Here is a 25,753-nt window from a genome sequence, read left to right as displayed (position 1 = left end):
TTGTTATATAAATATTGCTTAGTCTACTTCTTTCCATGATAAATATTCGTATTTGATTCATTATTCTATCACAATCTATTCTTTATAATCTTTTTGAGCTGTTTCATATAAATTATTACCTGAACTATCTATCACAACGATTACAGGAAACTCTTCAACATACAATTTTCTTATAGCCTCAGTTCCTAGATCATCATATGCAATCAATGCAGATTTTTTAATTTTTTTTGATAATAAAGCACCTGCTCCCCCGACGGCAGCAAAATATACTCCTTTATTTTTTATTATAGAGTTAATTACCTCTGCGTTTCTCTTACCTTTTCCAATCATACCTTTTAATCCATGATTAAGTAAAAGCGGTGTATATTTATCCATACGGCTGCTGGTTGTAGGTCCTGCCGATCCAATAACCTGTCCCTCTCTTTCCGGCGTTGGACCTAAGTAATAGATAATAGTATCTTTAAAATCAAAAGGCACTTTATCACCACTTAATATACTTTCATATAATCTTTTGTGCGCTGCATCTCTGGCTGTATATATGGTTCCAGTTATATAAACATAATCCCCTGCCTGTAAATCTTTCGTTACTTCTTCTGTTAACGGAGTTTTTATATGTCTTTCCACGTACTGCCTCCTAATTTAGTGATTTATCCACAAATTAATGAAAACTTTTATATATTTTGTGGATAAATTATTTTTTTCCACCTTAAACTGTTATTATAATTAATTAATGGCCTTCTTTCTGACTTTCTTTGCCTAAAACCTCTCTTTATACTGATAAATGCCTTCTAAGGTTATTTACTTTATTATTCTGGTTATATGACGGTTTACATGGCAGCAAATATTAATTGCTAACGGCAGACCTGCTATATGCGTTGGGTACGTTTCAATGTTAATACCTAATGCAGTAACCTTTCCACCAAGTCCTCCAGGTCCTATTCCTAACTTATTAATTTCATTTAATAACTCTATTTCTAAATTTTTAATATGATCTAATTTTGAATGCTCCTTAATATTTCTGGTCAAAGCTTTTTTCGCTAATAAAGCGCATTTTTCAAAGCTACCTCCAATACCAACTCCAATTACCATAGGAGGACAAGCATTGGGCCCTGCCAGATTTACAGTTTCAATAACTGCTTTTTTGACCCCTTCTATCCCATCAGACGGCTTCAGCATATAAATCCGACTCATATTTTCACTTCCAAAACCTTTTGGGGCTATTGTTATTTCAATTGTCTCTCCGGGGATGATCTCATAATGTATAATTCCTGGTGTATTATCTTTGGTGTTGATTCTAAGTAAAGGGTCTCCTACAATCGATTTTCTTAAAAACCCTTCTTCATATCCTTGACGTATCCCTTCATTTATTGCATCCTCTAAATTAATCCCCTCTATGTGTACGTCCTGTCCTATTTTTAAAAATACGATTGCCATTCCCGTATCCTGACAGATTGGAATATTATCTGCTTTTGCTATTAATAAATTTTCATCTAATTGCTCCAATATCTGTTTGCCATTGGGAGAACATTCTTTTGTAATAGATTTTCTTACAGCCTCTTGTATATCCGGTGATAGATTATAATTAGCTTCTATACACATTTCTTTTACATTTTTTATTATGGCGTCAGTGTGAAGAGTATTCATTTAAGCTCCTTTTTTTTATTAATTAAAGTATAATGTTAATGCAAGATAATTCTTGATATTTTTGTTTTTACAAAATATATATCGAAACAACTTGTAATAGATAAAGATTTTTAAAAATAAGCCTTATTCCTGCAATGATAAATCGTTCTATTTCCATTTAACTCAGAAGTAATAGAAACTATTTAAGGTATAACAGGTTCAGGCTTATTTTTTATATTTATATCTGTATAAATTTAACTTGGTTATTAAGACAATTATTTGATTTCTTATTCTTCCTCATTGTCGTCATTTGATAGAATTTCAATTTCTGATTCCAAATCATCCTCATAGCTATCTTCATCATCAAAAGAATTATCAATTACCTGATTATCAGAAATTTCTTCTTTTAATTCCTGTTCCAGCTGTTTTATAACCTCTTCATCCGATGTCTGGGTATTATTATCTCTTACTTTAGCAATACTTGCTACAGTAATATCTTTTTCTGTATCCATATTAATTAACTTAACGCCGGAGGTGATCCTTCCTAAATTTGATATATCTTTTACTGCTAAACGGATTAATATCCCCTCCGTTGTTATAATCATGATTTCATTCTCTTCATTTACTGCTTTAACACCGACTACATATCCTGTTTTTTCGGTGATTTTGTAACATTTGACACCTTTACCGCCCCTTCTCTGGACAGAGAATTCTTCCATACTGGTTCTTTTACCCATACCTTTTTCAGATACAAATAAAAGGGATTCACCCTGGGTACTTAGCTGCATTCCAATAATTTCATCATTATCATCCAGATTCATACCTATTACACCCATGGAAGTACGTCCGGTTTTTCTTACATCTTTTTCATTAAACCGAATACATTGGCCGTTTTGGGTAACTAAAATAATATCTTTTTTATTATTAGTCGCTTTTACCTCTATTAAATCATCATCTTCCCTGAGATTAATTGCCTGTAAACCGGACTTTCGAATATTTTCGTATTCTTTAATCGGTGTTTTCTTTACAATACCTTTTTTTGTAGCCATAAATAAATATTTATTATTCTGGTATTCCTTAAGCGGAATTATAGCTGTGATTCTCTCCTCCGGCAATAGCTGAAGAAGATTAATAATAGCCGTTCCTCTTGCAGTTCTGCTGGATTCCGGTATTTCATAAGCTTTTAAACGATATACGCGACCCTTATTAGTGAAAAACATTATATAGTGATGAGTAGTTGTCATCAGCAAATCTTCAATAAAATCTTCATCAATGGTCTGCATTCCTTTAATACCTTTGCCGCCTCGATGCTGACTCTTAAAATTATCTACTGTCATTCTCTTTATGTATCCTAATTTGGTCATAGCGAGAACAGTATTTTCATTGGGAATTAAATCTTCTGTAGATAAATCATCTTCATCAAATCCGATAGAAGTCCTTCTTTCATCCCCGTATCTATCACGAATAATTGTGATCTCATCTTTTATAACCGTAAGCAACTTTTTAATATCTCCAAGAATTGCTTTATATTCGGCAATCTTTTCCATTAATTCAGCATGTTCATTTTCAAGTCTTTCTCTTTCCAACCCTGTTAATGCACGAAGTCTCATATCTACAATAGCCTGAGCCTGTACATCAGTTAAAGAGAATCTCTCAATTAATCTTTCCTTTGCAATACTAATATTTTTTGAAGAACGGATAATATTGATTACTTCATCAATGTTATCCAAAGCAATTAATAATCCCTGCAAAATATGAGCACGTTCTTCTGCTTTGTTTAAATCATATTGTGTTCTTCTTGTAACAACTTCTTCCTGATGTTTTAAATAATATTTCAGCATATCGTGAAGATTTAAAACTCGGGGTTCATTATTAACTAAAGCTATCATAATAACTCCGAATGTATCCTGCATCTGAGTGTGTTTATACAGCTGGTTTAACAATACATTGGCATTGACATCCCGTCTTAATTCAATACAGATTCTCATACCGGTCCTGTCTGATTCGTCCCTTAATTCCGTGATGCCGTCTATTTTTTTATCCTTTACAAGTTCTGCAATCTTCTCAATCAATCGGGCTTTATTAACCATATAAGGCAGTTCTGTAACTACAATACGATTTTTTCCATTTGCCATAGTTTCAATATTGGTAACAGCGCGTACCTTTATTTTACCACGTCCTGTGCGGTAAGCTTCATTAATTCCTCTGACACCTAATATACTTGCTCCGGTAGGAAAATCAGGTCCTTTTACGATTTCCAATAACTCTTCTATGGAAGTATCTCTATCTTCCAGAATGTTGTTATCAATCATTTTGATTACAGCATTTATAACTTCTCTTAGGTTGTGAGGCGGAATATTAGTAGCCATACCGACGGCTATACCGGATGTACCATTAACCAATAAATTAGGATATCTGGAAGGAAGAACCGTTGGTTCTTTTTCTGTTTCATCAAAGTTCGGGGAAAAATCAACCGTGTCTTTATTGATATCCGATATCATCTCCATAGATATTTTACTTAAACGGGCCTCCGTATAACGCATTGCGGCTGCCCCGTCTCCATCTACAGAACCAAAATTACCGTGGCCGTCGATTAAAGGATACCTAGTTGAAAAATCCTGAGCCAGTTTTACCATCGCTTCATAGATAGAGCTGTCTCCGTGGGGATGATATTTACCCATGGTATCACCGACAATACGTGCACATTTACGGTGCGGTTTGTCAGGACCGTTATTTAACTCTATCATAGCATATAATATTCTTCTTTGCACCGGCTTCAGACCATCTCTTACATCCGGAAGTGCACGGGCTGCTATTACAGACATGGCATAATCAATATATGATGTTTCCATTGTCTTTTTCAGATCAACCTCATGAACTTTATCAAAGATATTCTCGTCCATTTGTTCTCCTCCATCAATTCTATGTCGACGTAATTTTGATTATCTAAATTGATAATTTCAAAATTAACGTTTTATTACTACTCCTATATATCTAAGTTTTTAACATATTTAGCATTGGTTTCAATAAATTCTCTTCTTGGTTCCACTTTATCTCCCATTAAGGTAGTAAAAGTTAAATCAATTTCTGAAGATTCTTCTTCGTCAATGGTTATTCTTAAAAGAACCCTTCTCTCCGGATCCATGGTTGTTTCCCAAAGCTGTTCCGCATCCATTTCCCCTAATCCTTTATATCGCTGGATTTTATTATTAGAATCACGTCCGATATCAGTTAAAATCTGATTCAGTTCTTCGTCGCTGTATGCATATTTTACAATTTTGCTTTTTTCAACCTTATAAAGCGGCGGCTGAGCCATATAAACATGCCCGTCTTTGATTAGGTCAGGCATAAAACGGTAAAAGAATGTCAATAGTAACGTACTGATATGAGCACCGTCTACATCCGCATCTGTCATTATTATTATTTTATGGTAACGCAATTTGGAAATGTCAAAGTCATCGGATATTCCTGTTCCAAAAGCTGTAATCATAGCTTTAATTTCGTTGTTAACCAATATTTTATCCAATCTTGACTTTTCAACATTTAATATTTTACCTCTTAAAGGCAGGATTGCCTGGGTAGCCCTGGATCTGGCTGTCTTAGCAGAACCTCCCGCAGAATCACCCTCAACGATATAAATTTCGCAATTTTTAGGATCTTTATCGGAACAATCTGCTAATTTACCCGGTAAACTCATGCCTTCTAAAGCTGTTTTTCTTCTTGTTAAATCTCTGGCTTTTCTTGCTGCATCTCTGGCTCTTTGTGCTAAAATTGCCTTTTCCAGAATTGTTTTTGCAACACTTGGATTCTGTTCGAGAAAATAGGTCAACTGTTCGCTGACAATACTGTCAACGGCACCTCTGGCTTCGCTGTTACCTAATTTTTGTTTTGTCTGTCCTTCGAACTGAGGTTCCGGTATTTTTATACTGATAATTGCCGTCAAACCTTCCCTGATGTCTTCACCGCTTAAACTTGATTCATTTTCTTTCAAGTATTTTAAGTTTCTTGCGAATTCATTGAACGTTTTTGTTAATGCATTTTTAAATCCGGCCAGATGGGTTCCACCCTCAGGAGTAGTTATATTATTAACAAAACTATAACATCCATCCGTATAGGAACTGTTATGCTGCATAGCTACCTCAACATATACACTATCCCTGTTGCCTTCGCAGTAAACTATCTCAGGATATAACGGGTCCTTATGTCTGTTAAGATATTCAACATATTCTTTAATACCGCCGGCATAATGGAATTCTCTCTCTACCTGAGGTTCTACTCTGTCATCTTTTAAAACTATTTTTAGGTTTTTAGTTAAAAATGCCATTTCACGAAGACGTTGTTTTAATATCTCATAATCAAAGACCGTCTCCTCAAATATTTCCTTATCCGGCAAAAAAGTAACTGTTGTTCCTGTTCTGTCAGTCTCACCAATTACCTCTAAGGGTCTGACAACTTTGCCTCTTTCATATCTTTGTTTATGGATTTTACCATCCAGGTATATCATAACTTCAAGCCATTCAGACAAAGCATTTACAACTGATGCACCAACACCATGCAAACCGCCTGATACTTTATATCCTCCACCGCCGAACTTTCCTCCCGCATGGAGAATGGTAAATACCACTTCAACAGCCGGTATCCCTTTCTTATGATTGATTCCAACCGGTATTCCACGTCCATTATCGATTACGGTAATGGAGTTGTCTTTATTAATGATTACCTCTATTCTGTCACAAACTCCTGCCAAAGCTTCATCAACTGCATTATCAACAATCTCATAAACTAAATGATGTAGGCCCTTTGCTGAGGTACTGCCAATATACATACCAGGCCTTTTCCTGACTGCCTCTAAACCTTCCAGTATTTGGATTTGATCTGCACCGTATTCTGTACTCATAAATTGCCTCCTGTTTTTCTATGGATGATTTCCAATGTAGATGTATTCTCGTTAGTAACTGTACCTTCCACAACCCTGTAAATATTATCACATTCCATCCTGTTTGTGATAAATTCCTCCAGGCCGGTACAAGTAATGATCGTCTGTATACCATGAATATTATTCAGTAAGTAGTTCTGTCTTTTTCTATCTAATTCAGATAACACGTCATCCAATAAAAGAATTGGGTCATCACGGGTTATCTTTTTCACTAAATCAATTTCCGCAAGTTTTAAAGATAAAGCCGAAGTCCTCTGTTGTCCCTGGGACCCGAACTTTCGAATATCAATATCACCATTTAAAAAGCTGATGTCATCCCTGTGGGGGCCTACATTTGTCATTTTTAAAGCAATATCTCTTTCCCGGGAAACGGCAAGTTTATCGCTGAAACTTTCAATACTTACGTTTGGTTCATATTTTATAATCAATTGTTCTTTATTACCGGATAATTTTCTATGTATATCATATACAATTTCATTTATCTGTTTAATAAAAAGATTTCTTCTTTGTATTATTTGTGTTCCATATTCCACTAATTGTATATCCCATATACTAAGTGTATCCAGTAATTTTTTATTGAAACTGATCTGTTTCAATAAATTATTTCGTTGACTAATAATTTTATTATAACTGGTTAAATTATATAGATAAACTTTATCCAGCTGGCACAATTCAAGATCTATAAATCTGCGTCTTTCGGAAGGACCATTTTTAATAATGCTTAAATCTTCCGGAGAAAAAAACACGATATTAACAACTCCAAATAATTCACTGGATTTCTTTATGGGCATTCCGTCAATTGCTACACCTTTCGGTTTATTTTTCTTTAAATGCATATCCACTTTATGGGCTGCTTCATCGTGATCCACTAAAATCCTAACATGTGATTCTTCTTTATCCAGTTTGATAATTTCTTTATCTTTACTGCCTTTATGAGATTTCGTAGTGCCGCAAATATAAATTGCTTCTAAAATATTAGTTTTTCCCTGAGCATTATCACCGTATAGAATATTAATACCATTATGAAATTCCATAAAAAGATTGTCATAATTTCTGAAATCTTTTAGTTCAAGGGTTTTGATATACATTCCAGCACCACGATTCTAATTATTTTTCAATTTTTATAGTCTCACCATTAAATTCAACTACATCACCATCGTATAATTTCTTACCTCTTTGTGTTTCGGGTTTTCCATTTACTTTTACTAAACCATCCTGAATCATAAATTTAGCATCAACTCCTGACTCTACTAACCCGCCGGCTTTTAGGGCTTGGCCTAATTTGATGAAATCTTCTCTTAATTTAATTATCTGCATGTTATAACCCATTACATAACACATCTGGTCACAGATGTGCCACTGCCACAAAATAAAAATATGAAAGCCTTAATATGTGGCATTCCTTTCTTTTACTAGATTCTTTTTCACACAAACGCCCATGCTTTATGGGCACTTATCCTGAAGTATAGTCTTCTGCTATTCAAACTAAATTAACTTGGTCGCTTAAGCGGCCCCAAATATTACTTAAATCCATGGAAAATATAAAAATTTCTCCTTTCCGGAGCGTTAGTTACCGTATCATTATAATATATTATAATACATTTAATCTATAATACGAACGGCTTATAAATTATTGATACGGTACTATTTATTGCACTGCAGAATTGAAATTTACAGGTAATATTAAATAAATATAAGATTCATCTTTATCTCTTATAAAACAAGGAGCTTTGGGATTAATCAGGTAAATATCAATATCTTCATCATCAATTACTCTTAAAGCATCAATAAAGAACTTAGGATTAAAGCCTATCGTTATATCTTTACCCTCTTTTGCAATATCAATTTCTTCATCCATGGAACCTATGGTTGAATTTATTTTAAGTTCCATATTTTTATCATCAATTTTAACAATAATAGGTTTCTTTTCAGTTTCTTTAATTAACAGAGTAGCCCTGTCAATACAGTTTAACAATTCTTTTTTATTGATCGTAACTTTTGTTTCATAATCGCTGGATAGCATTTGGTTAATTTTGTAATATTCACCTTCGATTAAACGGGATAATACAACGGTATTATCAAATTCAAATATAATATGTTTATCGGTAAAAAACAGATTTACTTCATCCGTAAATTCACCTGACAATATTTTACTTACTTCAATTAAAGTTTTACCAGGAACAATCACTTTTATATCATCATATTCTTCTTTTAATGTTATCTTCCTAATCGAAATTCGATGACCGTCCAGTGAAACTACTTTTAATTCACTCCCGTTAATTTCAAATAATTCACCGGTCATTATTTTATTGCTTTCATTATCCGAGATGGAAAATACAGTCTGTCTGATTACTTCTTTCAAGGTAAACTGGGATAAAACAACCGCACTTTTCTTTTCTACATTAGGCAGATAAGGAAATTCTTCTCCGCTTTTTCCGGATATGGTAAATTTTGCTTTCTCACAGATAATAGTTAATAAATAATTACTGTCAGTATCTATGGTAACATTATTATCCGGCAGCTTACGGATAATTTCAGAAAATACTTTTGCATTGACTGCAACAGTACCGGAATCAATAATTTCACCCTTCACTAATGTTTCTATTCCTAATTCCATATCATTAGAAATTAATTTAATTCTATCATTTTTAACTTCAATAATTAAACATTCTAATATAGGCATCGTAGATTTAGCTGAAACGGCTTTTAAAACAATATTAACACGATTTAATAATTCAGTTTTTGAACAAACAATCTTCATAATTGTGTATAACTCCCTTCGAGGTTTTCATGTAAATATATATAATTAAATTTTCTAGCAGTAGTAATAGGGGATGTTAATTTGTGTATAAGTACTTTAAAGCTATAAAATCTATGGCTTTAAGAAAAGGATAACCTTGTGAAAGAATCTAAAGCAAATTTGTATGAAAAAATCAGCTTAAAATTAATCCTTAAGTTATCCAAAGCAAATTCACATGAGAATAACAATTTACTAACAGCAGAGTGTGGAAAAAAATAAACCTTCTTATTAAGGATTAATTTTCTTAGTTAATACTTCAATTGTATTTTGCATACTGGGATCTTTCTTTATATTGGTTTCAACCTTATCAATACCATGTAAAACTGTGGTATGATCTCTGTTACCCATAATCTTTCCAATATCAGAAAGTGAAAAATCAGTTAATTTACGGCATAAATACATGGCAACTTGTCTTGGGTATGCTATGTTCCTACTCTTATTGACAGAATAGATGTCTGTAGATGTAATATTAAAGTGTTCTGCAATAACATCAATAATTAAAGCCGGTGTTATCTGCTTTTTATCATCAGGGGAAATAAGGTCTTTCAAGGCTTCTTCTGCAAGAGTAACATTAACTTCCTGTTTCTTTAAACGTGATAGTGCTACTATCTTAGTTAACGCCCCTTCTAACTCCCTGATGTTTGATTTAACATTCGTTGCGATATATTTCATAACTTCATTATCAATCTGCAGTCCGTCCAGTTCTTCTTTTTTCTTAAGAATCGCCATCCTGGTTTCATAATCAGGCTGCTGAATATCTACGGTTAACCCCCATTCAAAACGGGATCGAAGTCTTTCTTCCAAGGTTAAGATATCTTTTGGCGGCTTATCGGAGGAAATAATAATCTGTTTTTTCGATTCATGTAAAGTATTGAAAGTATGGAAAAATTCTTCCTGAGTACTTTCTTTTCCTATAATAAATTGAATATCATCAATAAGTAAAACATCTATATTACGATATTTTTCCCTGAATTCGGTGGGTGTAGTATTTACATTACGAATAGATTCGATTAATTCATTGGTAAACTTCTCACTGGTTACATACATAACCTTACTGTTAGCATTTTGTTCTAATATATAATGAGCTATGGAATGCATTAAATGGGTTTTGCCCAGTCCAACACCTCCATAGATAAACAGCGGATTATAAATTTCTGCCGGGGACTCGGCGACTGCTAAAGATGCCGCGTGTGCCAGATTATTATTAGCACCTACTACAAAGGTATCAAAGGTATATCTTGGGTTTAAAAAAGATAAACCGTTTTTCTGATTTTTATTAACATCTGCAGAAGAAGATGTACTTTTGCTTTTGGCAGGTACTATCTGGCTTTCCAATATAAATTCTAATTCGAAATTTTGGTTCATGATCTCTGTAATAGCAACTTTTAATGGAATACCATACTTTCTGCTTATGAAATTTTTGCTGTCAGGGCCGATCATTTTATCATCTATAGATATAGTAATTAAATTATCTTTTACTGAATATACTTTTAAAGGAAGTAACCAGGTTTTAAAAGAAACGTCAGTTACACAATGTTCGATTTTAAGATATTCCAGTATTTCGTCCCATTTATCTTGAATTTCATTCATTACATTAATCTCCCTAATATAAAATTTCGTACATACCTAACTTATATGATATAACATAATTGTGGATATTTCAATTAAAATATGTAATTTAATCTCTTAAGAAGGAGGATATCCCCATGAAAATCAGGTTTAACAACAATTGTGTGAATAAATTATAAAAAGTATAAACATCAAAAAATTCCAGTTTTCTCGGTAGTTTAATTTACAATTATTTTAAATATTCACACCAATTCACATAGTTATCCACAAATTATCAACAATTTGTGGATAACTATGTGTGAAATAATTGTTTTTAATTTTTTGTGTAATTTTTCTGGTTGATTTAAGGAGGATGAGAGGTAATAATTTAAGAGAGAATACTAACTGTAGACTGCTCTATATCAGGTTATAGAACAGTCTACAGTTTTCAGTAGATAAAACATTAAATATATGTAAGTGTTTATTATAATTTGGTATAACCATATCCGTTAACAATAGCTTCGATTTTCTGATTTGATTGACAAAAGGGGCAGTCACTAATTTTATAATGTTTATAATCGGGTAAATCCTTGCTTTTAAATATAGAGTATACAGGTATATCCATTACATTATCCTGTACACTGAAAATCGCAGTAATACTTTCTATATTTCCCCCGTAATAATTTATGCATTCAATACTTTTTCTTACTGTAATACCGGTTGTTACTGAAGCAACCAGAAGCAGGATATGTTTTTTATTCACGGCAGAAAGATTATTGTCTCTAAAAATCAATTGGCCGTTAAGATATTCCGGAGATATGATATAGATTGTTTTATGGGTGTTCATTGATAGAATGCCGGCTTTTGATAGTTCTGACGCCAGAAAACCACCTAATACTTCGCAGCCGTCCATACAGACTATGGTATCCACAAAGGTATCATTCTTAATAAATTTGGCCATTGTTTTTGCAGCTTCTTTTGCTTCATTGAGCCGGGTTTTCATGGAAGTCATATCAAGATACAAATTAATGTGGGAGTAACCCGTTGCAAAATGACCAGGTATGATTTTTAGAGAAACTTTGTTATTCATTGGTGATAGAACTTTTAATGCTCGGTTTTCCATATTTCATAACTCCTTTATAATTATTTTCTACTGTAAATAATATGCCGTAATTACCAAATAATATCAATTTATCACTACTATTTTATGATAACTTAGAATACATTTATATTTTTAATTATTTATTTAATTATGGTTAATATTTATACTGAGTATTATCAGCAAATAGAAAAAATGTTAATTTATTTTCTTGAATAATTTAGTATATATGAAAGATAATAGAAATAAACTGTGTGATATATGCTAATATTAATAAAAATAACTACTTGACGTACAAGCAGTTAACGAATATAATAAACATGATATTTTAAATTTAATTAAAATAGAACAAATACGCTTACCATATATATTTTGGTATATTTAGAAGGAGGTGCACAATAATGAAAATGACATTCCAACCGAAGAAAAGATCCAGAGCTAAAGTTCATGGATTCAGAGCAAGAATGAGTACTTCAAACGGAAGAAAAGTTTTAGCCAGCAGAAGAGCAAAAGGTAGACACAAATTATCAGCATAGGTCGCATTATTGTGGCCTTTTCTTCTCTTATAAAACTAATATTAACATAAGGGGTCTGCGGCAGGCAGGCTAAAATTGTTAATTTGAGGCGTTCGCTTAGGGCGGTCGTTTATTATAAACATAAGATGTTCGCCTATGCGGGCGTCTATCGTTTAATCTGTTTTTGAGAAAGGGCCGTGGGATTTTGAAATCGTCAGAATCAATGAAAAACAATACCAACTTTAAAAATGTATACCATAATGGAAAATCCTATGCGAATACGTATTTAATTATGTATGTTTTAAAAAATGAGACAGAAAAGAATAAGATTGGAATTTCTGTAAGTAAAAAAGTTGGTAACAGTGTGATAAGGCACAGATTAACAAGGTTAATTCGTGAAAGTTACAGATTGAATGAATATATGTTTAATAGCGGTTTAGACATAGTAGTGATAGCAAGAGCAGGTGCAAGAGGAAAAAGTTATAATGAAATTAATAGTGCGTTAATTCATTTAGCAAAGATGCATAAAATTCTAAAAGAGATGATAAAGTCGTGATGAAACGAATTTTAATAATTTTAGTTAAGTTATACAGAAGATTTATTTCTCCTCTTAAAGGAAGGTCCAGTTGTATTTATACGCCTACCTGCTCTTTGTATGCACTGCAGGCACTGGAAAAATATGGTGCAATAAAAGGAACGTATTTAGCTATCAGGAGAGTTTTAAGATGCCATCCTTTTGCAACTGGTGGTTATGATCCGGTTCCGTAGAGAGTTTGGTCAGGGAATATGGCACTAAAAGAGGTGTGTCCAAGGAGGAAATTAATTTGTTTAGTGTATTTTTAACGCAGAACAGTGGTTTACTAGGTCCGATTGAGTCAGTATTAGGATTAATATTAAATGCCATTTATGAATTCTTAAGTTTTTTTGGAATACAAAATGTAGCCCTCGTTATTATTTTATTTACGTTTATTGTTAGGGGTCTTATGATTCCGTTAACTATAAAACAGCAGAAGTTCTCAAAATTATCATCTAAGATGAATCCTGAGATTTCTAAGATTCAAGCTAAATACAAAGGCAAAAAAGATGAGGTATCTTTAAGAAAACAACAGGCTGAAACTCAGGCCGTTTATCAGAAATATGGTGCAAGTCCTACAGCCGGATGCTTGCCATTATTAATAACTTTACCAATTATGTTTGCATTATACCGAGTTATATATAATATACCGGCATATGTAAATGATATTAATCATATGTACGGTAATATTGCGGAAGCAATCAGAGGTACTAATGGTTATGTAGATATTATGACCAGTCTGGCAGAGAAAGTTAATGTTAAAACAACGGCATATAATGAAGTAGCGGCAGATGGAATTATTTCTGTTAATCATGTTATTGATATTTTAGCAAAATTTAAGACAGACCAATGGACGGAATTAAAGAATAATTTTCCTTCCCTTTTAACAGTAATAGATCAAAATTATGCAAATATAGCCAGTGTTAACAGATTTATTGGCGGTTTAAATATTATCGATGTGCCAGGATATACGTTTCCGGGAATACTTATCCCTATATTAGCGGCTGGTTTACAGTTTATACAGGGAAAACAGACACAAGCTTTAAATCCGACAGATAAAGATAATCCTATGAGTTCAACTATGAATACCATGAATACGGTTATGCCTATTATGTCTGGGTTTTTCTGCTTTATGTTACCTATCGGTGTAGGTATCTACTGGGTAGCCGGCAGTTTATTTGCTATTATTCAACAGTTCATTATAAATAAACACATGGAAAAAGTAGATGTTGATGCTTTAATTGAAAAAAATGTTATGAAAGCAAACAAACGCAAGGCTAAATTAGGAATTGATCCGAATGCTTCCATGGAAGAGTTAGCAAAAAAACAAACCAGATCAATTGAGATACCAGCAGAAAATGTAAGTACTTCAACATCAAATTATGCAAATGCTGTAAAAAAGAACTATGAACCATCCGATTATAAGAAGGGCGATGAATCTTATAAAGCCGGTAGTATATCCTCGTATGCGAACCTTCTTAATAATAGGAATAATAATAAGGGGGATAAGTAAGTATGGAATGGTTAGAAATTACTGCTAAAACTGTAGATGAAGCGATAACAGAAGCTTTAATTAAATTACAAACAACCAGTGACCGGGTTGAATATGAAATTATTGAAAAAGAAAGCAGTGGTTTTCTAGGTTTATTTAATAAACCTGCCAAGATACGTGTAAAATTAAAAGACAGCATGGATAATATTGCAAAAGAATTTTTAAGCAAGGTATTTAAAGCTATGAATATTGATGCTAAATTGGAAGTTGTATATGACGAAGAAGCATCTTCTATAGATATTAATATTGTCGGTGATGATATGGGAGTATTAATTGGTAAAAGAGGACAAACCCTGGATTCGCTTCAATATCTAGTAAGTCTTGTCTTAAATAAAGACAGTGACAATTATTTAAAAGTAAAACTGGATACTGAAAATTATCGTCAAAGAAGAAAAGAAACTCTTGAGAATCTTGGTAAGAATATTGCTTTTAAAGTAAAGAGGACAAAAAAACCTGTTTCTTTAGAACCTATGAATCCATATGAGAGAAGGATTATCCATTCTGTTTTACAGAATGATAGATATGTAGAAACCCATAGTGAAGGGGAAGAACCTTATAGAAGGGTAGTGGTTACCCTGAAAAAGGGAGCGGTTAACAAAGATTATAAATATAATAATCATGGAAAATACGCACATAATGGTAGTTCTAATAAAGAATATAATGGAAATAACAAAAACAGAGAATTTAGTCAAAAGCATAGTGAAATGGAATAAAAAAGAGGGTGTATTAAAGATTAATTTGCTTTGATACACTCTTTCTAATATTATTCCAGAAATATTAATTATTATTTGTATACAGCCGGAGAGTATTTTGCCTATGGGTTGAGAGAAAATTATGAATGAAAGGATGCCACAAGAGGATTCTTTCAACCAGTGAAAATTAGTTTCACATCTATTAATTGTGGCAGTATCGCAAATAACCCTGCGATATGCAATGTGTGTAGAAAATGAATAAAGATACGATTGCTGCTATTGCAACTGCAATGAATAATGCCGGCATCAGCATCATTCGAATTAGCGGTGATGAGGCATTATCAATTATGGATAAGATTTATAAGAGTAAAACTGGAGATAAAAAGATTTCTCTTATGCCCAGCCATACAATTCATTACGGATTTATCATAGATGATAATATCGTAATTGATGAGGTAATGGTCCTGATTATGAAGGGTCCAAAGAGTTATACGAAAGAGGACATTATTGAAATTGATTGTCACGGAGGTATCGTTGTTACAAAACGAATTTTAGAGACAGTTATAAAAAATGGAGCAAGAATTGCAGAACCAGGGGAATTTACGAAACGAGCTTTTTTAAATGGAAGAATTGATTTATCCCAGGCAGAAGCAGTTAGTGACATTATTAATGCTAAAAATGAATTAGCTCTTAAAAATTCAATGAATCAGTTACGTGGCAACGTTTTAAATAAAATTAAAGTTATAAGGGGCAGTTTAATACATGATTTAGCTTTTATAGAAGCTGCTTTGGATGATCCGGAGCATATAAGTTTAGAAGGGTTCTGTGAGGAATTAAGTACTCATATCGATGACAGTTTAAGAGAGTTAAATATGCTTTTAGAATCATCTGAAAATGGCCGTTTATTAAAAGAAGGAATAAAAACAGTTATAATCGGTAAACCCAATGCAGGTAAGTCTTCCTTATTAAATGTATTAGTTGGAGCAGACAGAGCAATTGTGACAGAAGTAGCAGGTACAACCAGAGATACATTAGAAGAAACGATTCAATTAGATAATATTACTTTGAATATAATTGATACGGCAGGAATACGAACAACAGAAGATATCGTTGAGAAAATTGGTGTGGACAAGGCAAAAAGAACTGCTTTAGATGCGGATTTAATTATCTATGTAGTTGATGCTTCTGCAAATTTAGATGAAAATGATAATGAAATCATTAACCTAATAACGGATAAAAAAGCTGTCATATTATTTAATAAATCTGATCTTGATATTATTATTGATCCAAAAGAGATAGAAAGATTAACCGGGAAAGAGGTTATATTAATATCAGCTAAAGAAAATAAGGGAATTGATTTACTTGAAAAATGGATTATCGGTGAATTCTTCAAAGGACAATTAAATTTTAATGATGAAATATATATTACAAATATGAGACAAAAAGAAGCTATCGCTGGAAGTATAAAGAGCCTTGAGATGGTGAAAAAGAGTATAGAAGATGAAATGCCGGAAGATTTTTATTCCATTGATATAATGCATGCCTATGAATTGCTAGGAAGTATTATAGGAGAAGCAGTAGATGAAGATCTGGTAAATACTATCTTCAGAGAATTCTGCATGGGAAAATAAGTTATATTATATTCGGATACAAGCCCCCCGAAGAATTGTAAAAAATTATTCTTCAGGATTTATGCCCAAAGGGCATGAATGTTAGTATGAAATAGAAAACTGCCTGCAGTTTTCTATGGAAATATAAGAAATTCGCGGGAGGGGTGAAGTTTTTATATTTCTTTAGAATTCAAGTACATTTGCGGTCTCATCAACGACCATGTTACGTTAGTATTAATAAGTTTATAACAAAATATAGAAATATTTTGTTGGTTCTTAGTAATGTTTTACCGGAATTATAAATAGGACTTTATTATTTGGTGGGAATATATAATCTAATGTCCGTGTTTACTTAATATTATTTATATTATATTAAGTTTTGATAAAGAGGAGGATATAATGTCATATACGTATGAAGCTTATGATGTTGTAGTAGTTGGTGCAGGCCATGCAGGTTGTGAAGCAGCATTAGCATGTGCAAGATTATCTCTTAATACATTAATTGTTACAATCAGTATGGATAGTATTGCTTTAATGCCCTGCAATCCTAATATAGGAGGAACATCAAAAGGACATTTAGTTAGGGAAATAGATGCATTAGGGGGTGAAATGGGTAAAAATATTGATAAAACCTATATTCAATCCAAAATGTTAAATATATCAAAAGGACCGGCAGTTCATTCTTTACGTGCACAGGCAGACAAACAGGATTACAGCAGAACCATGAGAAAAATACTTGAAAATACACCTAATTTAACGTTAAAACAGGCAGAGGTAGCTGAAATAATAGTTGAAGAAGGAAAAATTAAGGCTATTAAGACTTTTTCCGGTGGAATTTATCCATGTAAAGCAGTGGTTTTATGCACCGGTACTTATCTGAATGCAAGATGTGTTTACGGAGATGTAAGTAATTACACAGGTCCTAATGGATTACAGGCTGCAACTCATTTAACAGATTCTTTAAAAGCCATTGGTATTGAGATGTATCGGTTTAAAACCGGTACGCCTGCAAGGATAGATAAACGATCAATAGATTTTAGTAAGATGGAGGAACAGTTTGGTGACGAAGAACTTATACCCTTTTCTTTTACCAACACTGCAGACAAAATAAAAAAAGAACAGGTATCCTGTTGGTTAACCTATACCAATGAAAAAACACATGATATAATTAGAGCCAATATTGATCGGTCTCCGTTATATTCAGGAAATATTAAAGGAACCGGCCCCCGGTACTGTCCATCTATTGAGGATAAAGTAGTTAAATTTGCTGATAAGGACAGACATCAGGTGTTTATAGAACCGGAGGGGAATTATACAAATGAGATGTATGTAGGAGGGATGTCGAGTTCTCTTCCGGAAGATGTACAACATCAAATGTATCGAAGTGTAGCCGGGCTTGAAAATGCTAAGATTGTGCGCAATGCATATGCTATAGAATATGATTGTATTAATCCGATGCAGTTAAAACCTACATTGGAATTCAAAAAGATTGAAGGGTTATTCAGCGGAGGTCAATTTAATGGAAGTTCCGGTTATGAGGAAGCTGCGGCTCAAGGATTAATGGCAGGTGTTAATGCAGCTATGAAACTTCTAGGTAAAGAACAAGTGGTATTGAATCGTTCTGAGGCTTATATCGGTGTATTAATTGATGATCTGGTTACAAAAGAAACACATGAACCATATCGTATGATGACATCCAGAGCGGAATACCGCCTATTATTAAGGCAGGATAATGCGGACTTAAGATTAACTAAGATAGGTTATCAGATTGGTTTAATATCAGAAGAAAGATATCAAAGAGTTTTAACAAAAGAGAAGCAGATAGAAGAGGAAATTACTCGTTTAAACAGTACTTTAATAGGAGCAAACCAGGAAGTTCAGGCTTTATTAGAGGAATGTAACAGTAATTCCTTAAAAACAGGTACAACTTTAGGTGAGTTAATTCGTCGTCCTGAATTATCTTACGAATTGATAAAATCTATAGATAAAAACAGAAAACCTTTAACGAAAGACGTTATAGAACAGGTAAATATTAATATTAAGTATGAGGGATATATACAAAGGCAGTTAAAACAGGTAGAACAGTTTAAAAAATTAGAAGGCAAAGTCATTCCAAAAGATCTGGATTACACAAAAGTACCTAGCCTAAGAATTGAAGCAAAACAGAAATTAGTCCAGATTAAACCTATATCTGTGGGACAAGCCTCTAGAATATCAGGAGTTTCACCCGCCGATATCTCAGTACTTCTTATATATCTAGAACAATATAAGAGAAAAGCAAGTAATGAATAGTATCATTATTATTTAGTTAATATAATTTATATAAATTAAAAAATTTACCATATGAGAAATTACTCATAGGTTAGAAGGATTTAGAACAATGGATAGAAAAGCGGCATTTATTCTTTTATTAAATGAATTAAATATAACATTATCGGAAAAACAGTTAGATCAATTTATAAAATATTATGAAATGTTAATAGAAAAAAATGAAGTTATGAATCTTACAGCAATTACAGAATATGACGAAGTTTTACAAAAGCATTTTATAGACAGTCTTTCTTTAATTAAGGTATATGATACGAATAAGGTAGTTAAAGTTCTGGATTTGGGAACGGGAGCAGGATTTCCAGGAATACCCTTAAAAATTGCTTTTCCTTCTTTAGAAATAGTTTTATTAGATTCACTAAATAAAAGAGTTAATTTCTTAAATGATGTTATAAGGAAATTAGAACTACAAAATATAACTGCAATACATGGAAGAGCTGAGGAGTACGGAAAAGACAAAAATTATCGGGAACAATTTGATCTATGCGTATCCAGAGCGGTAGCAAAATTGTCAACACTTACCGAATATTGTATTCCATATGTAAAAGTTCAGGGATATTTTATCTCTTTTAAAGCAGGTAATATACAGACAGAATTAGAAGAATCGAAAAAAGCAATTGATATTTTAGGTGGCTGCATTGATAAAATTGATAAATTTAAATTACCCGATTCCGATATGGAACGAACATTAATTAAAATTAAGAAAATAAAAACTACACCTAATTCTTATCCAAGGAGTGCCGGAAAACCTTCAAAAGAACCTATAATGTAATAATCAGAATTGAATTTTAAATTTTAATTAAAGAAGCTATTTTAAAATGTATTTTAATTATAGGGATATGGACTTAATTCTTATAATATGGTTGTTTAGTTTTATTAATTCGTATTTTTTTAGTGCGCCTGTATTAATAAATAGTTGGTACAATTCTTTTATTTGGTTTAGGTTATTCATATTAATATATTAATTAAAATAATGATCAAATTTATTAAGCTATTAAACAAATATAATGATGAATTATGTAATATATTGACGAAATATGTAATATGTGGTATTTTATTTATAGTAACTAATTAATTATCTAAAATTTTTTAGAATAACAAAAATATTGGAGTGTCAATTTGTCTTAAGTGTATAAATTATTTATTTAATATCTTTATGCATTTCATCCTGTAAAGACGGTTGGCACTTTATTTTATATTTATGAAATAACTTACCATAATATACAAATAAGTATTATAATATAAATAGAAATAAGTAAAAAAAGAGGTGAAAAATATTGGTACAAGGTAAATATCTATATTATGGTGATGACTTATCTGATGTTTATAATATAAGAAGAAAAGTTTTTGTAGAAGAACAAGGGGTTTCAGAGAAAGAAGAGTTTGATGAATATGATGATTTATCAATTCATGCTCTTGTATATGATAATAGTGAAAATAAAAAACCTGTTGCAACAGGAAGAGTCTATAATGATGGAAAAAATTATAGAGTAGGAAGAATAGCAGTATTGAAGGAAGAAAGAGGAAAGTATTATGGTGATTTTATAGTCAGGCTCTTAGTAAATAAAGCTTTTTTATCTGGAGCAGAGGAAGTAATCATTAATGCACAGGTAAAAGCAGTTCCCTTTTATGAAAAAATAGGTTTTATAACCTATGGAGATATTTTTCAAGAAGCAGGAATTGATCATATAGCTATGAAAGTATTACTTCATTCATTCTGCAAGAAATGTGACAAAAAATAACTATTTTAGTTTAATTTAAGAAAAATTATTTTTTATTTTACATTTAAGGCTTTAAAAAAAGCTAAATATGTTATATTATATAGTTAAAAAATAGGGAGAGTTATATTATTATGATTCATCAAGATGATAATATGGGGTTTATGGAACAATTAAGTGATGCACTTAATTTTTTAACACAAAATGAAGAGCAGACCCAGAAAGAACTTGATCAAATTAATACTACAATCAAATGTTTAGAAGAAGAGTTAAAAGAAATTAATAATAGTTTAGATGTTATTAATAGCAAAAATAATTCTAATGCTGATTTATTTTCTCCGTCTATCAAAAATGATAAGGATAATCGAATAAGTTTTTTAAATGCTGAGAAGCAAAATATTGAATTAAAAATTAAAGATGCAGAAGAAAGTTTTCTCTTTTTTATTAAACGAAAAAACAGCCTTGATAACTTGATAAATTGTTTTTATACTATGAAAAGCAATTGTATTGAAGATACGGGAATGATTAATGAAACTGCTAATTATAATATTGAAAATAAAATCAGTTTAGAAATGGGAATTAATGTTTTAGAAACTCAAGAAAATGAACGGAAGCGTATAGCAAGGGATTTACATGATTCCACTGTACAAAACCTGACAAATATGATGCATAAAACAGAACTGTGTACAAGGTTAATTGATGTTGATCCAATTCGTGCAAAACTTGAATTGCAAACTATGATTAATACAATTAAATCTACCATTAATGATATGAGAAATATTATCTTTGGCTTAAGGCCTATGTCATTAGATGATTTAGGTTTAATAGCAACAATAGACAGATATATAAGGGACTTCAAAAAGAATCATGAAATTGACATCTCTTTAAAAGTTTTGAATGAAGAAAAGAGTATATTACCGGTTATTAATTTAACTTTATTTCGGATTGTACAAGAAGCGTCAAATAATGCGATTAAACATGGTAAGGCAAATAAAATTCTTATAGAACTAAGTTATGAAAAAGATTTTATTTTATTATCTATTAGTGATAATGGTAAAGGCTTTAAAAAAGACTCTTGTATCGAGTCAAAGACAAATATGGTTTCAGGGTATGGATTATCCATGATGAAAGAGCGAGTTTTACTTTTGTCTGGAGATTTTAATATAGAATCAAAAGAAAATAATGGAACAAAGATTTTAGTTAAGGTACCACTAAACCATGCAAGGAGGACGTATAAATAATGGAACCGATTAAAATTGTAATTGCTGATGATCATCGAATGGTAAGAGAAGGGTTAAAACAACTTTTAGAATTAGATGGTGATATAGTAGTTATTGGAGAGGCAGGAGATGGGGTATCATGTCTTGAAATTATTAAAAACTTAAATCCGGATGTAGTTTTATTGGATATTAATATGCCTCAACTAAATGGACTGCAAGTACTTCAGAAATTAAAGGAAAACAAATGTAAAAGTAAAATTTTAATTTTAACAATTCATAATGAAATAGAATATCTAATGAAGGCTGTAGATATTGGAGTGGATGGTTATATTTTAAAAGACTCTGAATGTGACGTATTAAGAAAAGCAATATTTTCTGTATACAGTGGCGAAAGTTATATTCAAAGTGAGTTGGTTTCTTTAATGAAGGAAAAACTTGAAAACTCTGATCAAGATGAATTAACCGAGGAAAATTTACTTACCAAGAGGGAGATGGAAGTACTTAAGTTATTAACAGAAGGTTTATTTAATAAGGAAATTGCCTATCAATTATCAATTAGTGAAAAAACAGTAAAGAATCATGTCTCTAATATATTTAAAAAGATCAGTGTCTCTGACCGTACTCAAGCTGCTGTTTATGCTATCAGAAATAATATAGTGGAGATATTGTAATTATTATAATTTAATAATTATACCAAAAGCGTACAAATCATTATGAGTTGTACGCTTTTTTGTTTCACGTGAAACATTTATTTATTCCTATTGTACTGAGGATTTTCAAGGAGTGAAAAAGGTAAAAATTATTATAATTTAAGAAATGTAGTAAGTGAAACAGTTTTATATTTTAAATTTGCTTAAAGTTAACAGTAATTTAGATATAAACTGAAAATGTTGTAAACATTTTTGTAAACTATGTCGTAAAGTATAGATATATGTTTGAATTAGTGTTATAATTAAATGGTTAAAAAATTGATTTGTAAAGGGGGAATTAAATGGGACGTATTATAGCTGTGGCTAACCAAAAAGGTGGTGTCGGTAAAACTACAACCGCCATTAATCTATCTGCTTGCTTAGCTGAAAAAGGAAAGAAAGTTTTAACTATAGATATAGACCCACAAGGTAATACTTCCAGTGGATTAGGTATAGACAAAAATAATCTAGAAAATACGATATATGAGCTTATGATAGGTGAATGCACTATTGAAGATTGTCTTTTAATTAATATAATAAGTAATCTATCACTATTGCCTTCTAATGTAAATTTAGCAGGAGCTGAGATTGAGTTAATAGGAATAGAAGAAAAAGAATATATATTAAAAAAAGAAATAAGCAAAATAAGAGATAATTACGATTATCTAATTATAGATTGTCCGCCCTCTTTAAATACATTGACTGTAAATGCAATGACAACAGCTGATACGGTATTGGTACCGATTCAATGTGAGTATTATGCGTTAGAAGGATTATCCCAGTTGATACATACAATCAATTTAGTAAAAAAAAGATTAAATCCTAATTTAGAAATTGAGGGTGTAGTTTTTACTATGTATGATGCTAGAACTAATTTATCATTACAGGTGGTTGAAAACGTTAAGACGAATTTGAAACAAAATATATATAAATCAATTATACCTCGTAATGTTAGATTGGCAGAAGCACCAAGCCATGGACTTCCAATTAATATATATGATCCAAAATCCGCGGGTGCTGAAGGATATAGAGATTTAGCTGATGAAGTTATTGAAAGAGATAGTAATTAACTATTGAAGTCTAGTTTTTATTTTTATTTAGTTGTGTCTTTTTATTAGGAAGATAGATAATATATATAAATGTTTTAGTATTCATATGTAAATAGCCAATTTAAAATACTTTTGCATTTAATTGGAATATAACTATAGTTAATATTAATATTGTAAGTTTATTCTTTGAAGTTATATATACAAATATTTTGAAGAATATACTATAAAGTTAAGAGTTTATTGAAAGGAATATGAAAATGGCAACAACAAAAAGAGGTTTGGGTAAAGGCCTGGATTCTATGATACCAGAAAAAGTGGATAAGAATAGCAATCAATCTATCAAACAACAGGATGACAATGTTTCACGTGAAACATTAATAAGCATAAATGAAATTGAACCTAATAAAGGTCAACCTCGTAAGAATTTTGATGAAGATGCAATTCAAGAATTAGCAGATTCAATAAAACAATATGGTATAATACAGCCATTGATTCTTCAAAAAAAAGATAAATATTATGTAATTGTAGCAGGTGAAAGAAGATGGCGAGCTGCTAAAGTAGCTGGATTAAAGAAAATACCTGCAATTATTAAAGATTATTCTCCTCAAGAAATAATGGAAATTGCATTAATAGAAAATTTGCAAAGAGAAGATTTAAATCCGATTGAAGAAGCTTTGGCATTTCAAAATCTTATAAAAGAATTTAATCTTAAGCAAGATGAAGTTGCAGAAAGAGTATCAAAAAGCAGAGTCGCTGTCACTAATTCCATGAGATTATTAAAATTGAGTACAAAAGTACAGCAAATGCTTATAGATGGTATGATTTCAAGTGGTCATGCTAGAACATTATTATCTGTTGAAGATCTGGAGTTACAGTATCAGATAGCGTTAAAGGTATTTGATGAAAAGTTAAGTGTAAGAGAAACAGAAAAATTAGTTAAAAATTTAATGAATACAAAAGAAGAAGTAAAAAAAGAAACAGCTCTAACAAAAGAAGATTCCTATATCTATCGAGATTTGGAAGAAAAAATGAAAAAAATAATAGGGACCAAGGTATCAATAAAGAAAAAATCTAATAACAATGGTAGAATAGAAATTGATTATTATTCAATAGAAGAATTAGAACGTATAATAGAGTTATTCGAAACAATTAATTAAAGGAGAATAAATACAAATGCAGATTTTTGATACACTAGGAATAGATATAGGTTATGTTTTAATCGGTGTTGTCGGGTTTTCTATAATATTATTTATACTTTTTATTACATTAGCAATTAGAGTAAGTAAAATAAATAAAAGATATAGAAAATTTATGATAGGTGCAGATGGCAAAAGCCTAGAAAGTCAGTTTATAACAAGGTTTGCTGAAGTAGATGAATTAAAATTAGAGAGTAAAAAATTGAAAAATAAAATTAATAAAATCAATGAAAACTTAGTTTTTACTTATCAGAAAGTTGGTATTGTAAAATACGATGCATTTAAAGAAATGGGCGGAAAATTAAGCTTTGCTTTAGCTATGTTAAATGATAATAATGACGGTTTTATTCTAAATTCGATGCACTCTAGCAGAGAAGGCTGTTATACTTATGTTAAAGAAGTAATTAAAGGTGAAGCATTTGTTGTTTTGGCAGAAGAAGAAAGATTAGCTTTAGAAGAAGCAAAAAATTCCAGAAATATCTTAGATTAAGCTTCAATATCCCAAAATATAGAGTCAAATCATAGAAAAAAATTATTTATAGATTCAAAAAAAGAAACTCGCACAATGAGTTTCTTTTTTTGAATCTAATTTAATAATTTATGA

General features: G+C 31.4%; 23 protein-coding genes. 14 read left to right on the top strand and 9 right to left on the bottom strand.

Going from position 1 to position 25,753, the window contains the following annotated elements:
* Window positions 1-75: 75 nt before the first annotated feature.
* The 9 genes from RBU59_RS15185 to RBU59_RS15145 all read right to left on the bottom strand — a co-directional run bounded on the left by RBU59_RS15185 (window position 76) and on the right by RBU59_RS15145 (window position 12,030).
* Window positions 76-624, bottom strand: coding sequence for a Fe-S-containing hydro-lyase (locus RBU59_RS15185; protein ID WP_308143368.1), 549 nt, complete (start codon window positions 622-624; stop codon window positions 76-78).
* 174 nt (window positions 625-798) lie between these two features.
* Window positions 799-1,644, bottom strand: a complete 846-nt coding sequence (locus RBU59_RS15180) for a fumarate hydratase (RefSeq protein WP_308143367.1) — start codon at window positions 1,642-1,644, stop codon at window positions 799-801.
* Window positions 1,645-1,910: 266 nt separating this feature from the next.
* Window positions 1,911-4,526, bottom strand: coding sequence for a DNA gyrase subunit A (gene gyrA / locus RBU59_RS15175; RefSeq protein ID WP_308143366.1), 2,616 nt, complete (start codon window positions 4,524-4,526; stop codon window positions 1,911-1,913).
* Window positions 4,527-4,609: 83 nt separating this feature from the next.
* Window positions 4,610-6,520 carry a DNA topoisomerase (ATP-hydrolyzing) subunit B gene (gyrB, locus tag RBU59_RS15170; protein ID WP_308143365.1) on the bottom strand — a complete coding sequence of 637 codons (1,911 nt, stop codon included), beginning with the start codon at window positions 6,518-6,520 and terminating at the stop codon, window positions 4,610-4,612.
* Complete coding sequence (recF, locus tag RBU59_RS15165) at window positions 6,517-7,647, bottom strand: DNA replication/repair protein RecF (RefSeq protein ID WP_308143364.1); 1,131 nt, start codon at window positions 7,645-7,647, stop codon at window positions 6,517-6,519. Before recF ends, gyrB begins: the two co-directional genes overlap by 4 nt.
* A gap of 19 nt (window positions 7,648-7,666) precedes the next feature.
* Window positions 7,667-7,876, bottom strand: coding sequence for an RNA-binding S4 domain-containing protein (locus RBU59_RS15160; protein WP_308143363.1), 210 nt, complete (start codon window positions 7,874-7,876; stop codon window positions 7,667-7,669).
* A gap of 331 nt (window positions 7,877-8,207) precedes the next feature.
* Complete coding sequence (dnaN, locus tag RBU59_RS15155; protein ID WP_308143362.1) at window positions 8,208-9,320, bottom strand: DNA polymerase III subunit beta; 1,113 nt, start codon at window positions 9,318-9,320, stop codon at window positions 8,208-8,210.
* Window positions 9,321-9,587: 267 nt separating this feature from the next.
* The gene (dnaA, locus tag RBU59_RS15150) at window positions 9,588-10,949 is read right to left on the bottom strand and encodes a chromosomal replication initiator protein DnaA (protein WP_308143361.1); all 1,362 of its coding nucleotides are present in this window, start codon (window positions 10,947-10,949) and stop codon (window positions 9,588-9,590) included.
* Between the two features lie 442 nt (window positions 10,950-11,391).
* Window positions 11,392-12,030, bottom strand: a complete 639-nt coding sequence (locus tag RBU59_RS15145) for a phosphoribosyltransferase (RefSeq protein ID WP_308143360.1) — start codon at window positions 12,028-12,030, stop codon at window positions 11,392-11,394.
* 377 nt (window positions 12,031-12,407) lie between these two features.
* Between RBU59_RS15145 and rpmH the strand changes: the two genes are divergently transcribed.
* The 14 genes from rpmH to RBU59_RS15075 all read left to right on the top strand — a co-directional run bounded on the left by rpmH (window position 12,408) and on the right by RBU59_RS15075 (window position 25,639).
* Window positions 12,408-12,542 (top strand): 50S ribosomal protein L34, encoded by a 135-nt coding sequence (gene rpmH / locus RBU59_RS15140; RefSeq protein WP_161837120.1) that lies wholly within the window; start codon window positions 12,408-12,410, stop codon window positions 12,540-12,542.
* Window positions 12,543-12,726: 184 nt separating this feature from the next.
* The gene (rnpA, locus tag RBU59_RS15135; RefSeq protein ID WP_308143359.1) at window positions 12,727-13,077 is read left to right on the top strand and encodes a ribonuclease P protein component; all 351 of its coding nucleotides are present in this window, start codon (window positions 12,727-12,729) and stop codon (window positions 13,075-13,077) included.
* Window positions 13,077-13,289, top strand: a complete 213-nt coding sequence (gene yidD, locus RBU59_RS15130) for a membrane protein insertion efficiency factor YidD (protein ID WP_308143358.1) — start codon at window positions 13,077-13,079, stop codon at window positions 13,287-13,289. The genes rnpA and yidD overlap by 1 nt, the downstream gene beginning before the upstream one ends.
* Before the next feature lie 56 nt (window positions 13,290-13,345).
* Window positions 13,346-14,608: a YidC/Oxa1 family membrane protein insertase gene (locus RBU59_RS15125; RefSeq protein ID WP_308143357.1), complete on the top strand. Its 1,263-nt coding sequence runs from the start codon at window positions 13,346-13,348 to the stop codon at window positions 14,606-14,608.
* A 2-nt stretch (window positions 14,609-14,610) separates the two neighbouring features.
* Entirely contained in the window at window positions 14,611-15,360 is a 750-nt protein-coding gene (gene jag, locus RBU59_RS15120) for an RNA-binding cell elongation regulator Jag/EloR (RefSeq protein ID WP_308143356.1), read from the top strand.
* A 233-nt stretch (window positions 15,361-15,593) separates the two neighbouring features.
* Window positions 15,594-16,970 carry a tRNA uridine-5-carboxymethylaminomethyl(34) synthesis GTPase MnmE gene (gene mnmE / locus RBU59_RS15115; protein ID WP_308143355.1) on the top strand — a complete coding sequence of 459 codons (1,377 nt, stop codon included), beginning with the start codon at window positions 15,594-15,596 and terminating at the stop codon, window positions 16,968-16,970.
* A gap of 378 nt (window positions 16,971-17,348) precedes the next feature.
* Window positions 17,349-19,241 (top strand): tRNA uridine-5-carboxymethylaminomethyl(34) synthesis enzyme MnmG, encoded by a 1,893-nt coding sequence (gene mnmG, locus RBU59_RS15110; protein WP_308143354.1) that lies wholly within the window; start codon window positions 17,349-17,351, stop codon window positions 19,239-19,241.
* A gap of 88 nt (window positions 19,242-19,329) precedes the next feature.
* On the top strand, window positions 19,330-20,049 hold the full coding sequence (gene rsmG, locus RBU59_RS15105; protein ID WP_308143353.1) for a 16S rRNA (guanine(527)-N(7))-methyltransferase RsmG: 720 nt from the start codon (window positions 19,330-19,332) through the stop codon (window positions 20,047-20,049).
* 505 nt (window positions 20,050-20,554) lie between these two features.
* Window positions 20,555-21,019, top strand: coding sequence for a GNAT family N-acetyltransferase (locus RBU59_RS15100; protein WP_308143352.1), 465 nt, complete (start codon window positions 20,555-20,557; stop codon window positions 21,017-21,019).
* Window positions 21,020-21,129: 110 nt separating this feature from the next.
* Window positions 21,130-22,236: a sensor histidine kinase gene (locus RBU59_RS15095; RefSeq protein WP_308143351.1), complete on the top strand. Its 1,107-nt coding sequence runs from the start codon at window positions 21,130-21,132 to the stop codon at window positions 22,234-22,236.
* Window positions 22,236-22,886: a response regulator gene (locus RBU59_RS15090; RefSeq protein WP_308143350.1), complete on the top strand. Its 651-nt coding sequence runs from the start codon at window positions 22,236-22,238 to the stop codon at window positions 22,884-22,886. Before RBU59_RS15095 ends, RBU59_RS15090 begins: the two co-directional genes overlap by 1 nt.
* Before the next feature lie 320 nt (window positions 22,887-23,206).
* A complete protein-coding gene (locus RBU59_RS15085) occupies window positions 23,207-23,974 on the top strand; it encodes a ParA family protein (RefSeq protein ID WP_308143349.1) in 768 nt (255 codons plus the stop codon).
* A gap of 236 nt (window positions 23,975-24,210) precedes the next feature.
* Window positions 24,211-25,110, top strand: coding sequence for a ParB/RepB/Spo0J family partition protein (locus RBU59_RS15080; RefSeq protein WP_308143348.1), 900 nt, complete (start codon window positions 24,211-24,213; stop codon window positions 25,108-25,110).
* A 16-nt stretch (window positions 25,111-25,126) separates the two neighbouring features.
* The gene (locus tag RBU59_RS15075) at window positions 25,127-25,639 is read left to right on the top strand and encodes a DUF4446 family protein (protein ID WP_308143347.1); all 513 of its coding nucleotides are present in this window, start codon (window positions 25,127-25,129) and stop codon (window positions 25,637-25,639) included.
* Window positions 25,640-25,753: the final 114 nt, after the last annotated feature.

The sequence above is a fragment of the Anaerocolumna sp. MB42-C2 genome (assembly GCF_030913705.1).
Lineage (GTDB): Bacteria > Bacillota > Clostridia > Lachnospirales > Lachnospiraceae > Anaerocolumna.
Note: the sequence above shows the minus strand (reverse complement) of the source record. Positions and strands in the feature narration are given on the sequence as shown.